Origin of the sequence: Argonema antarcticum A004/B2, from assembly GCF_023333585.1 — a bacterium.
Taxonomy (GTDB): Bacteria; Cyanobacteriota; Cyanobacteriia; order Cyanobacteriales; family Aerosakkonemataceae; genus Argonema; species Argonema antarcticum.
Genome location: NZ_JAIQZN010000008.1, coordinates 1 through 12581 on the forward strand (window position 1 = coordinate 1; position 12581 = coordinate 12581).

At 46.5% G+C, this 12581-nt stretch carries 6 protein-coding genes; all 6 read right to left on the minus strand.

Annotated features, from left to right (window positions below):
* On the minus strand, positions 1–6349 hold a 6349-nt coding region (locus tag LAY57_RS05150; protein WP_249065236.1), incomplete at its 3' end, for a Calx-beta domain-containing protein.
* A gap of 205 nt (positions 6350–6554) precedes the next feature.
* On the minus strand, positions 6555–8045 hold the full coding sequence (locus LAY57_RS05155) for an Hsp70 family protein (RefSeq protein WP_249065237.1): 1491 nt from the start codon (positions 8043–8045) through the stop codon (positions 6555–6557).
* A gap of 46 nt (positions 8046–8091) precedes the next feature.
* Positions 8092–9207 carry a nucleotide exchange factor GrpE gene (gene grpE / locus LAY57_RS05160; RefSeq protein ID WP_249065238.1) on the minus strand — a complete coding sequence of 372 codons (1116 nt, stop codon included), beginning with the start codon at positions 9205–9207 and terminating at the stop codon, positions 8092–8094.
* 4 nt (positions 9208–9211) lie between these two features.
* Positions 9212–10780 carry an Hsp70 family protein gene (locus LAY57_RS05165; protein ID WP_249065239.1) on the minus strand — a complete coding sequence of 523 codons (1569 nt, stop codon included), beginning with the start codon at positions 10778–10780 and terminating at the stop codon, positions 9212–9214.
* Positions 10781–10783: 3 nt separating this feature from the next.
* Positions 10784–10999, minus strand: a complete 216-nt coding sequence (locus LAY57_RS05170; RefSeq protein WP_249065240.1) for a hypothetical protein — start codon at positions 10997–10999, stop codon at positions 10784–10786.
* 7 nt (positions 11000–11006) lie between these two features.
* Positions 11007–12536 carry an Hsp70 family protein gene (locus LAY57_RS05175; protein WP_249065241.1) on the minus strand — a complete coding sequence of 510 codons (1530 nt, stop codon included), beginning with the start codon at positions 12534–12536 and terminating at the stop codon, positions 11007–11009.
* Between the last annotated feature and the right edge of the window lie 45 nt (positions 12537–12581).

Sequence of the window (12581 nt, forward strand, 5' to 3'; positions counted from 1 at the left end):
TTCCTATTGCTGTATTTGCACTGGGATTAGCTAAGGTGAGGGTGAGGTTTTCGTTCCCTTCTACTAAACTGTCTTCGCTGATGGGAACCACAACTGTTTTTGTGGTTTCGTTGGCGGCAAAGATAATATTTTGAGTGGTGGCGGTAAAATCTGTGCCGCCTGTTGCTGTACCGTTACTGAGTTGTACATCTATATTAGATGTGCCTGTGGTGACGCCAGTTCGGTTTAAAGTTACCGCGACTCCTACAACTGTGCCATCTTCATTGACTTGATAACTTGCTTGGGAAAATTGAATGCTGCTGTCGTTGTCGATGATGTCTAATGTGGCGGTGTTTTGAGTACCAATAATTGTATTAGCACTAGCATTTGCTAAGGTGAGGGTAAGATTTTCGTTCCCTTCTACTAAAATATCTTCTGTGATGGGAACAACAACGGTTTTGCTGGTTTCGTTGGCGGCGAAGATAATATTTTGAGTGGTGTTGGTGAAATCTGTGCCGCCTGTTGCTGTACCGTTACTGAGTTGTACATCTATATTAGATGTGCCTGTGGTGACGCCAGTTCGGTTTAAAGTTATGGCGATACCAACAATTGTGCCATCTTCATTGACTTGATAGTTTGCTTGGGAGAATTGGATGCTGCTGTCGTTGTCGATGATTTCTAATGTGGCAGTATTTTGCGTTCCTATTGCTGTATTTGCACTGGGATTAGCTAAGGTGAGGGTGAGATTTTCGTTCCCTTCTACTAAACTGTCTTCGGTGATGGGAACAACAACGGTTTTGCTAGTTTCGTTGGCGGCAAAGATAATCGGAATAGTACTGTTGTTGAAATCTGTGCCGCCTGTTGCTGTACCGTTAGCAAGTTGTACATCTATATTAGATGTGCCTGTGGTGACTCCGGTTCGGTTTAAAGTTATGGCGATACCAACAATTGTGCCATCTTCATTGACTTGATAGTTTGCTTGGGAGAATTGGATGCTGCTGTCGTTGTCGATGATTTCTAATGTGGCAGTATTTTGCGTTCCTATTGCTGTATTTGCACTGGGATTAGCTAAGGTGAGGGTGAGGTTTTCGTTCCCTTCTACTAAACTGTCTTCGCTGATGGGAACCACAACTGTTTTTGTGGTTTCGTTGGCGGCAAAGTTGATGGTTTGTGTGGTGGCGGTGAAATCTGTGCCGCCTGTTGCTGTGCCATTAGCAAGTTGTACATCTATATCAGATGTGCCTGTGGTGACTCCGGTTCGGTTTAAAGTTATGGCGACACCAACTACTGTGCCATCTTCCGATACTTGATAGTTTGCTTGGGAGAATTGGATGCTGCTGTCGTTGTCGATGATTGTCAGACTGGCGTTGTTATTTGTGGCGCTGACGGTGTAGTTTGTGCCGTTGGTGAGGGTGAGATCCACCGTTTCCCCAGGGTCGATTAGATTATCATCAACGGGAACGACATTAATAGTGGCGGTATCTTTTCCGGCTGAAATAACAATACTGCCGATCGCAATCGTATCAACATTCGTACCGGCTGTAAAACTATAGTCGGCGGGATTGTTGGCTGTACCGGAGGGAGTGAAGTTGATGGTTAAACCGCCAGTTGGCGCTGGGGTACTCAGTTTAACATTTAATGTGCCATTTGTAACACCCTCTTCGTTCGGATTTGTGCCGGGAGTAATGGAAACTTCTGGCGCTTGTACTACGCCGCTGATATCGAAATTGAAGGGATTTTCGTCGGCGTCGTTGTTGCCAAAGGATATAGTTCCGTTGAAGGTGCCTGCATTGGCGGCGTCGAGTTGAACTTCAAAGGTGGTAGAGTTACCGGCGGCAATTGTGGTGCTGCCGAAGGGACTCGCTAAGCTGAAACCAGTACCTATTGGGGAAATGGAATTGAGGGTTAAATCGTTAAAACCTGTGTTTTTGATGGTGAAGGTTTTGGTAATTGCAGTACCCAGAGGAGTGGTGCCGAAATTGACGCTACCTGTGTTGTCGGGAATATTGGTAGCAGTTTCTAAAACTTGGATTTCTGGGATGTTGTTGTTAGCACCAAGGGTTGTTGCTTGTTTGCGGAAGTCGCTGGCGTCGTTGTTGGTGTCTGTAGCGTTGGGAACTCTCGCTACTGCTTGATCTCCGATCGCACTCGCAGCACCGTTAGGTGCGCCGCCACCACCCAACTGCACTTGGTCAATAACAGCACCAGTGTGATCTTTCAGCACGATCGAGATGTTGTTACTCATCTGACCGCCACTGGCGACATTTCCCAACACAAAGTAGTCACCAGCTTTGGTGCTGGTAAAGCTACCGCCGCCTGCACTGATATAATTTTGTACCTGAAAGGCTCTAGTGACAACGTTGTTGCTGAGGTCGCCGATGACATCGCTGCCGTCAAGAAGTTCGATTTTCCAATTAGTTAGGTTTAAACCATCTTTGGCGATGTAGAGTTCTACCCATTCGTCTACTCCCTGACTGATTGTGCCTGCGCCGGAAGTACCGTTGAAGTTGTTGGTACTCCAGTCTTGTTGCGGATCGGTGACGACTTCGTTAACCAGTACTGAACCTGCTGGCGCGGGGATTCCGGTGACGTTAATCGCGATCGCATCATTATCCGTCTTACTCCCACCACTCCCAGTATTCCCTTGGTCATCTACGGAGATATTAATACTGTCAGTACCGTTAAAGTTGGTATTACCTTTATACGTGAGATTGCTTAAAGCAGTATTGATATCAGCAAGCTTGCCACTAAACGTTATGGTGGGGTCGGTTGTGCCGTCGCCTGTGGTAAAGGTGAGTCCGGTTGTCGAACTTAAAGTCAGGACTCCGCTAGTCGCAGATACAGTAACTTTTACAGCACCAGTACCCGCATCCACATCGGCAATGCTAATACCCCCAATGACTAAATTCGTGTCTTGATTGACGGTTTGACTGCTGGGAACAGTTAGATCTGGCGCATCGTTGACGGGGTTGACGGTGATAGTGAAGGTTTGCGCGGCGCTGGTGTTGACGTTCGGTGCGATGTTGCTGCCGTTGTCGGTGAGTACCACAGAGACGGTAGCTGTACCGCTGCTGTTCGGTGCGGTTTCAAAGGTGAGTTTGCCAGTAGTCGGGTCAATAGCCGGTGCGGATGTAAAGGTCAAACCGCCAGTTGTCCCGGTGATGGTGGGAGTAAACGTTAGAATTTGGCTGGTTTCGTCGATCGCGGTAGCTGGGCCGGGGAGAATATTGGTTGCCCAGGTTGCGATCGCTTGTACACCTGCATCCTCATTTACCGCCACATCGCTGCCTTTGGTGAACTGCGGCGCGTCGTTGATGGGGTTGACGGTGATAGTGAAGGTTTGCGCGGCGCTGGTGTTGACGTTCGGTGCGATGTTGCTGCCGTTGTCGGTGAGTACCACCTGGACGGTAGCTGTACCGTTGCTGTTCGGTGCGGTTTCAAAGGTGAGTTTGCCAGTAGTGGGGTCAATAGCCGGTGCGGATGTAAAGGTCAAACCGCCAGTTGTCCCAGTGATGGTGGGAGTAAACGTTAGAATTTGGCTGGTTTCGTCTGTTGCCGTCGCTGGGCCGGGGAGAATATTGGTGGCCCAGGTTGCGATCGCTTGTACACCTGCATCCTCATTTACCGCCACATCGCTGCCTTTCGTGAACTGCGGCGCGTCGTTGATGGGGTTGATAGTGATGCTGGCAGTCGTAGTGGTGCTGCTGAAAGCGGTTTGTCCGCCATTGACGGAGGCGTTCACCCCTGTTTGGCCGTTTTTGAGGCCGTTGGTGGTATCCCAAGCGCGGAAAGTGATGCCGGGATTGACTGTGCCGTTGTAGTCGGTGTTGGGAAGGAAGCGAATTCTGGTATCTGTCTGAAGTGCGATGCGTTTGAAGTCGAAGTTACCCGATGCAGAACTGGTATTATCGCCGAAGAATAAGAAGTTTGGCTGTTCGTAGGGATCGTAGGGTAAACCTGCACCAGCGGAGTCGAAGGCCCGATAGTCGCGCAATGCACCGCTGAGAATTGGCGTGCCATTGGATTTGAGGGTGTAATTATTGTTTAAAACTGAGAGTTCGTAGCGAGTCAGGGAAGTGGTTGACTGAAAAGCGCGTTCTGTGGTGCTGTGAGTGAAAAGAGTTCTAGTGGGGTTGGGAACGGGCGTTACATTCGGGCCATCATTCTTGATCCATATTTCGTCCGGCCAAAAGCTAAGTTCGATCGCTTTAGTGTTATCGCTGCTAACTGCGATCAAGCTCAAACCAGAACGGTCTATCAGTCCGTCGCTGTTATCATCGCTGGAGTGATATTCGCTGTTGAGTTTGCCATCGAAACGAACGGTAAAGCCTTTAGTGCGATCGAGAATGGGAAAAGCTGCATTGACTAAAGTTGGCGAAAAGGCTTGGTAATTGCTGTAGCCAGCAGCCGATGAAAAATTAGTTACCAAGTTGGTCAAGTTACCACTAGCAGTTTGAGTGCCAAAAGGAGGAGAAGTGCCAAATTGGAACCAGCCTTGGCTATTGGGTGTACCAGTGACAAAGCCGCTGTAGAGTGATGTCCAACCCAAGATTGTGGCGCTGCTATCGGAAACCGCGCCGAAGGGTGTCCAAGTTGTGCCATCTGTGGAGAATTGCCAAGCGCCGTTGGTGTTATCCACTCCGGTGACGGCAATTCCCAACGGGTCGCTGTTATCGTCGGTGGCTAAACCAGCAATTAGGTCGGAAACCAGCATTCCGGTGTTGCTGGCAAGAGTTTCGTCTTCGTTAATAGTTGGTAGAGTTGACGTTCCCGCAGTTAAAACTGGCGCTTTATTGACATCGACTTCATAAGCACCGATGTCAGCAATTGCGGTGCCGTTTATATCCCCGTCGCTGGGCCGAGGCATTCCCCTTTGGTCGGTGGTGGGTGCATCGGCGGCGTTAGCTGCATCGATGGCCTTACTGCCAGTAACTAAAGCGTGAGTTTTAGTCGGGCCGCCGTTAATAGCTAGGGTGGTATTAATTACGCTGGCGGCAGCTACACCTGTAATATCGCTGCCAAACCCGGTACTGCTGCCAACAGCCCCAATTATGTTGGCATTATTGCTGGTAAAGGTTCCCGAAACATCGGCGTTGCTAATGCTAGCAGTATTTCCAATCGCGATCGAGTTTTTGACGGTAGTGCTGCCAAGCTGATTGTAAATCCCACCGCCAGTATTGTTAGTAGTGTTAAAAGCGATCGTGCTATTAGTGATATTCAAAGTGCCGCTAGCACGGTTACGAATACCACCACCACCATCACCTCCCGATGTGTTACCGCTAACGGTGCTGTTAGTCAGGTTGAGCGTGCCTCCCTGATTTTCAATACCGCCGCCGCCTTCACTGCCACTACCAGAAGCTTTGTTGCCGCTGATAGTGGAGTTGGAAATGGTCATCGTGCCATTGAAGTTTACAATGCCACCCCCATCGTCATAAGCATTGTTGCCAGAAATGGTGCTGTTTTGAATAGTTACCGTGCCGCCGTCGTTGAGAAAGGCAGCAGCATCACCTCCGAAGCTAGCGCTGACCTTGGTGATTCTTGCATTCGTGAGAGTTACATCATTGAGTGTGAGGTTGCCTCCAGTATTAACCCTCAATATCCGATAGTCGGAATTATTGCCATTGATGACCGAATTGTTGCCGTTGATGATAATTGGAGTGATAATTACTGGCAAACCCGTGTTTCCCCAATCGCCATCTATATGTTGGGCGGATGTCAGGGTGTAAGTGCCGCCCAATAAGTTAATGGTGTCAGTACCAGGGTTAGTAACTTCATCATTGGCATTGGTAATCGCATTAATCAGCCCGGTAGCATCACCAGCATTGACATCGAAAGTGGCTAAAATTCCTTGATAGGATGCGATCGCACTCGCCACAAACGCCAATGGTGCTTTAATCTTTCCGGTGGTAACTTGCAAATTCCAGTCACCGCCCAGTGCTGCGTTACCCGTTAAGTTATGGGAAGCCGCAATATCTGCACCCGTCAACTCGCTTAATCGTTGCACGAAGGCGATCCCCTCTTCTCCTGCTGCCACGTCGCAACCATAAAGAAGGATATCGGCATCATCTGTTAAGGAATTCCGCCACTGCTGCAACTGAGAACCGTATGTGTGGAGATTGCCCGAATTGAGGGTGCTGCTACCCAGTTGCAAGCTACCGGGACTGCCGTGCGAGACGATATGAATCGTATTTATTTCATTGCGAGAAGTTATATATTGAGTAATTTGATTGACTTCATCCCCCGTAGGGTAGATAATAATTACATCAGTTCCAGGTTTAACCCCAGCAACAAGACTCTGGTAGTCAGGAACTGTGGAGTCAATGAAAACAATGGCATTTGGCTGGGTGCTGGCATTAATGTTGTTTGACATAGGGAAACCTTTTACCGAGTAATTCTCGGCTCAATAACAATGTATTTTCATCAGTATGAAGACAGGATTTTCCGCAATCCCGATCCGAGATGCTGAAAAAATTTATCAAAACTTCAAATTAAAGAAAAGTCTAAGTAATTACACTATGTTCTTGACTTAAGTAATTACTAGGAGATGCACTGGCACATATCCAAGGTAGCACAGTTTAAGCAAACTTAAGGTTAGCAGCCTTCCGCAACCCTTCTACCTGGACAGTAACTGACAACATTTGTGCTTCGTTGACATTAAATGTCACCCATATATCCAGTTCTCCTTTACGTCGCTTTGGCAGATCGGCAATACTAATTGTACCAATCAAAGTGTTGTTTTCCACCAAGCGATCGCAACCTTGGTAAACATGAATATCCAGGGAAGCTTGATCGTCAGCAGTGGTGCCGAAAATCTGAATTTGTTGGCAAGGTGTTTTGCGATTAGCCGCTATCAACGGGTAGAATTCTTTGTCTTTGATTTCGACGCCGAGAGCGTGACTGGTGCGTGTGCGAATTTCGATGTCGCGACCAAAAACTTCCCGATTATCCAAGTAAGCTGCGTATATAGCTGCACCCTCTGCCACACACAACCAGGGGTTGGTATTATCATACACTTTTTGGGCAGTGATGAGGTCGCTTACTAAGGATTTTAGACGCGGGATTTTGCTGGAACCGCCGACGAGAATGACGCGATCGACTTGCGACGGCTGCATATTAGCTGTTATCCACAGTTTATCGATCGTGCGATCGATCTTATCTATGTAAGACTGAATGCAAGCCTCAAATTCCGAGCGCGTTACAGTTGTATCTATATGTTTTCCTGGAATAACATCAGTAACGGTAACATATTCTAGTTGGGTAGAACTTAAAGTGTGCTTTGCCTCTATAACTTGCTCCAATATTTTCTGTCTCGCCTTGCGTGCTTCCAAAGGAGATAAATTGTTGAGAGTCAGACCGGATTTTTTTAGCAAAAATTCCAACAAACATTCATCGAAATCCATACCGCCAAGTCTGTCGTCGCCACCCGTAGCCAGCACTTCAAAAAGCAGCTTTGACTGGGACTGTTCCAACCGAAATAAAGTTAGGTCAAAAGTACCGCCACCAAGGTCAAATACCAGGATATTTTCTGCAAACTCTTTTTCTGGACAAGCTTGCACCAGTTGCCAAGCGTAGGAAAGAGAAGCTGCAATTGGTTCTTGGATTAACCCGATACAGTTAATGTTAGCGATTTCGGCTGCTTTGCGGGTATTTTCGCATTGGTGAGCTTTAAAATAGTAGGGAACAGTGACAACTGTACCGCGACTTTGAAAAAGATTTACAGGACATTTATCGGCCACATCTTTATATAAGCGCTCTAATATTTTGGCAGATAACTCAATCGGTGAAAATGCGCGATCGCCAATGATAATTTTTTGATCGGCGTCATCCATATAGCGTTTGATCCCAAATGCCATATTTTCTGGGTAAATCAGACCTCTCCTGAAGGCAACTTTCCCCACTAGAAGCTCGTTTGTTTTCGGATCGACGTAAACAACGGATTGCAGGGTATCGTCGCCTGTGCGAGTTTGATAAATTCTTGGCCCTTTACCGTCCCAGCGTGCGATCGCACTAAAGGTAGTCCCTAAATCAATTCCCAGAACCGGATTCAAATCGTTATCAACAAACATATATCAATTTTGTATTTTGGATGAAAGGAATTTACATTTCCCCATTTTAATTCTTGACGACAACTACTTGAGCAGGACGCAGCACTCGCAGATCGGAACGATCTGGCGCTGAGTATTCGTATCCTTGACGAATGATTTCTTTTATGTATTCATTCGGCAATCGCTCGTCAGGCTGGACATCGAATGGTTCGTGAAGCGTGTAATCAATTGGCATTTTTATTTTAACTTGCATAGGATAAACTTGGACTTGTTCTAGCGCTTGGATGAGACTTACCCGCAAATTAATGTAAGTTTGGAACCAAATATCCAGTTTTATTGTTAAATTAGGATATTCATCTTTCAACTGATTAACCAGCGGTTGAGAATAGCGCTGTCCGTTTTCGATTCCATCAAGGATTGGCAGCACTTTCTTTTCTACAAAGTTTAGCCAGCGTTGGCGGCGTCTTTCTGCTAATTCTCGCATTTCTGCAATGTACTTGTAACGTTGATTTCCAATCTCTTTGAGTTTTTTGTCAATAATTTGGCGTGCCGACTCCTCATTTGTTCCCTCTGCTGTAAAAATATCGCTCAATTCTTGTTCGCTTGCGCTTGGTAGCTGTCGCTTTGGCGTTTCAGTTTCGTTTAGTTCTCGTGCCGGTTCGAGAAGTCGCCCTAGCATTCTACTAATAATTTCTAAACCTTTATCTCTTTCTTGTAGTTTTTCCTGCACCGCCAGAGGTAATTCTTGTTTCACTTTCTGACATTCAGGAAATAGTTTGTTTTCGCTAAGTTGCAACGTAGTGGCGATCGCATCAAAGAGCATTTTACCACGATCGGCCCAATGTTGCGCTTGAGCGTAGTAGCTATTAAGTTGCTGCCGATCAGTTTGGCAATTTACTCGATCAGACTCGACTAATTGAGCAACTAAGTCTATTTGAGCCGCCGATTTTGTCGCAACGATGGGGGATGTGTGATTTTTTTCTCCTTCAATAACAGCGAGGCGATTTTCTATCTGCTGCAACGCTTGTAGCATTTTACTAGCTAGGTTTTCTAATTCGGAAACCCGGCGATCGACTGACTGCAACTGCCTGTTCAAAGCCAAATCGCGATCGCCAGATTTTTTTCTGGGGCTTCTGATGCTTTGATTTTTATTTATGATTCTTCTTACCTTTTTACCACTCATTTTTTTATAACTTTTTTATTTTTAATTCACCTACAGAACTAGAACTGCTTGCTTTCACTTTCAGTAAATTCTGGCGATCGATTTCAAAAGTTACTTTTATCCGTTCTTCTCCTCGCGGTTTGGGCGGAATTCCGCTTAGGAAAAATTCGCCAATACAATTTACGCTTTCGGTATCAACAAACTCTGCTAACCTATCTGACTGATAAACAGAAATTCGTAATTCTGTCATGTCGTCTCGCGAGGTGGTAAACTCTTTGCTCGCTGCTATGGGTGTATTAGATGGAATTTCGCGCCCTTTTTCTATTAAGCAACTGAACTTACCTCCTTGGGTGGCAATACCCAGGAAATGGGTGACGATGTTTGCGATCGCGAGTACGGGTGGGGTCACTCCGGTTGTCCCTATATCGACATCTGACTGCACGTTCAACATAGCGGCAAATATGGCGGCACCACGCGCTACAACTGTGTCTGGATCGGTGTCAGAATATGGTGGTTTGCCAAACATTTCGGTCAGCATTTCTTGCGCCAGCGGGACTTTAGTAGACCCGCCTACTAAAATGATGCGAGAGATATTTTCTATAGTTAGTTTCGCATTATCTAACGCTGTTTGTACGGCGTTTTTTGATGACAAAATGAGTTCGCGTATGGCGTCGTTGAATTCACTGCGTCCGATCTCGATATCCAGATTGTGAACATGACCGGATTCATCTTTAATTAAGTTAGGAATGGCGATTTGGGCAGTTTTAGATTCTGTCAGTTCCCATTTAGCAGTCTCCGCCGCATCTCTAAGCTTTTGTTGTGCTTCGCGCAAAGCTTTTAGTGAAATTCCGAAATCTTTCTTGAGGTCGAGAATATCGATTTTTGATATTTCTTGGAATTTGTGGGCAGCAATTTCCATGATTTTGCGATCGAAGTCGTCTCCACCAAGTTTGGGAATGCCTTCTTTAGCTAAGATTTTGAACTCGGCGCGACGATCTTTAGTTGAATCTACCTGGAGAATGGAGACATCGAAAGTGCCGCCACCTAAGTCGTAAACTAAAATAGTTTGGTCGCGGTCTTTTTCTATAGCATAAGCGATCGCAGCTGCTACTGGTTCCTCTAATAAATAGAGAACATCCAAATTAGCCAATTTACCCGCTTCTAGGGTGGCAGTTTTCTGGGTGTCGTCGAAGTTAGCGGGAATACAGATAACTGCATAGCGGGGAGTGCCAAGCAAATCTACTGTCCCTGTCTGTTGGGCACCGTTAACCAATTTCGATAAAATCTCAGCAGTGACATCTGTAGGGGTGTAGATTTTTCCCGGTAAACTTTTAAATTCTTTTTTCCAATTTCCTCCCATCTCGCGCTTGATGGAGGCAACGGTATTTTCTGGGTCGATTATTAAACGGTTGCGTGCTGCTTTTCCAACTAATATTTCACCATCAACACGCACGCTTAATACAGATGGAAGTGTTTTATTTCCGTCAATTGGGATAACGTCAGTTTGTCCTTTGATAAAAACTGCGATCGCTGAGTTGGATGTTCCTAGATCGATTCCGACAATATAAGGGCTATGTTTGGGAATTATAGTCATTTTTTAAATGGGAAAATGGAGAGTGGGGGAGTGGGGATTGGGGATTGGGGATTGGGGATTGGGGATTGGGGATTGGGGATTGGGGATTGACAACTGACAACTGACAACTGACCACTGACAACTGACAACTGACCACTGACAACTGACAACTGACAACTGACCACTGACAACTGACAACTGACAACTGACAACTGACCACTGACAACTGACAACTGACAACTGACCATTATCTATTCATAATTCTCGCCACTTTCGTGTAAGCTTCGCCGTTTTCGACTAAAGAATCCACGGCAGTTAAGTCTACAACGCCTTGATTTTTTCTGGCTTTCTCTATAATAGATAAGCTTTGCGATATGGCTGGCAACTGCACTGCTGTAAAGTGAATGATGCCATCAGCATCAAGATCGAAAATAGCGGCGACAGGTACAATTTCAGAATGCGGCGGTGATACAGGCAGGGAAAGCAAACCCAGGCATTCGTTGAATTTGGGGTCGTTGTTTTCGCCGCGAAATACGGGTATGTCTATCTCGTTTTGGAGGGCGCGATTTGTGTAACCGATAATACCGCGTCGGCAGGGATAGGCGGTTTGACGGGGAATAATTGGCTTGAAAACTAGCTCATCCTGCTTATTGAGCATGGATACGCCCAGTGAATGTGCGGTTACATCTAGCACATCGAGGGGAACTAGATCTGGTAAGGAAAGGTTAGCGGCTGCGATCGCAGCACCGTGTGCAACTACTTCGTCTACGCGATCGCTAGTGTAAGGTTCTTTGATTTCTTTAGCAACAATTTCCCGGACGGCGCGATTTTTGGTAGAACCACCTACGAGAATCACGCGATCGATATCTTGCGGTTTCAAAAGGGCGTCTTGCAAAACCGACTTCATGCAATCAACTGTGCGTCGCAATAGCGGCGCAATTAAATTGTTGTACTCAGATACAGAAATTTCCAGTTCTAGGGGATAACCCAAACAGTCAGGAATGGCGATCGTGGCCCGATCGCTGATTGAAAGTTCAATTTTGGCATTTTCTGCGGCTTCTTTGAGGCGTTGTCGTGCGATCGTTCCTTCTCGACTAGGATCGTTTTGTAAGTCAATGCCTGTCTGTTCTTGAAATGTTTGACTTGCCCAATTTACGATCGCTCGATCGAAGTCGTCGCCACCCAAGTGACTGTCTCCGCCTACCGCTTTCACCTCGAAGCGATTGCCTTGCACAAGCAAAATTGAGACATCAAATGTACCGCCACCAAGATCGTATACCATGATAGTCTGGTCTTTGTTTTTGTCAAGACCGTAGGCGATCGCAGCTGCGGTGGGTTCGGGAATCAGACGAAGTACGTTCAGTCCCGCCTCTTCACCAGCACGTTTGGTATCTTCCCGTTGCGCCTCAGTAAAATAGGCGGGAACCGTAATCACGGCGTCGCGGATATCTTCACCAAGTGCTTTGCGCGTACCTTCCACAAGGATCTTCAGCACCATGCTACTGATATCTAAGGGAGACAGGAATTTGCCGCCGATGCGATAGAATTTGTTGCGGTCTCCCATGAAACGCTTTGCCGATGCGATCGTGTTTTCCGGGTCTAGCAACAACCTCGATTTTGCCGCTTGACCTACCAACACACTGCCATCGTCGCGCCAGGAAACCACAGAAGGCATGGTAGAACGACCGTCAATAGCTATAGTTTCTACAACTCCTCGGCGAAAGATAGACACAACTGAATTCGTCGTTCCTAAGTCGATGCCAACAGCGTATGTCATAAGTATTGCCAATAACAATAAACTCTAAACCCAGTGGTTGTTGCA

Excerpts from the sequence above, each read along its gene's own strand:
- LAY57_RS05155 (WP_249065237.1), bottom strand. The coding sequence starts at position 8,045 with ATGTTTGTTGATAACGATTTGAATCCGGTTCTGGGAATTGATTTAGGG.
- LAY57_RS05175 (WP_249065241.1), bottom strand. The coding sequence starts at position 12,536 with ATGACATACGCTGTTGGCATCGACTTAGGAACGACGAATTCAGTTGTG.
- grpE (WP_249065238.1), bottom strand. The coding sequence starts at position 9,207 with ATGAGTGGTAAAAAGGTAAGAAGAATCATAAATAAAAATCAAAGCATC.
- LAY57_RS05165 (WP_249065239.1), bottom strand. The coding sequence starts at position 10,780 with ATGACTATAATTCCCAAACATAGCCCTTATATTGTCGGAATCGATCTA.